This window comes from Caballeronia sp. LZ008 (assembly GCF_031451435.1).
Taxonomy (GTDB): domain Bacteria; phylum Pseudomonadota; class Gammaproteobacteria; order Burkholderiales; family Burkholderiaceae; genus Caballeronia; species Caballeronia zhejiangensis.
This window is the reverse complement of sequence record NZ_JARUXK010000039.1, coordinates 1-481: the sequence shown is the minus strand read 5'-3', so window position 1 is coordinate 481 and position 481 is coordinate 1. Positions and strand designations below refer to the sequence as shown.

The 481-nt window shown below is 62.8% G+C and carries 2 protein-coding genes; both read right to left on the bottom strand.

The genetic code is table 11. The features are described 5' to 3' along the window. On the bottom strand, positions 1-222 hold a 222-nt coding region (locus tag QCE49_RS34680), incomplete at its 3' end, for a hypothetical protein (protein ID WP_309806864.1). A gap of 33 nt (positions 223-255) precedes the next feature. Beyond that, positions 256-481: hypothetical protein (locus QCE49_RS34675; RefSeq protein WP_309806863.1), on the bottom strand; the 226-nt coding region annotated here is incomplete at its 5' end.

Genomic DNA, 481 nt, shown 5'->3' with positions numbered 1-481 from the left:
GTTGCCGACGACAGGCAGCATGTAAAGGCACTGGACGAAGATTTCCTGACTGTGGTTCTTGACCGAATCGACGGTGGCCTGCGTGAGCTTCGGCTGGGTTTTCGGCGTCGGGTTGGCGGGCGTGATTTCGTAAGTAATGACGCGCCGCTCTTCGGCATTCTGTTTGATGGCCGGCGCGATCTGTCGCGGCGCGGGCTTGCTCGGTGTTGCGGGTGTAGACATTTCTTGTTGGTTCTTATGCGTGGATAGTGCGAGTTACTTCGACGTCAGGGACTTGGCGAGCGTCGGCGTGGATTGCTGTCTCATGCCCGTCAGTGGCGTCCCGGCCGCGCGTTGCGTGACCTGGCCGAGTGGCTGACCCATCGAGCCAATGGCGGCTTGGGTAACGGTTTGCGCTGCCGTGTGGAGCGCTGCGCCCGCACCGCCCGTAAGTGCAGCCTGTGCAACCGATGCCGCCGATCCCGCGAGCGCGGGCAGGGAT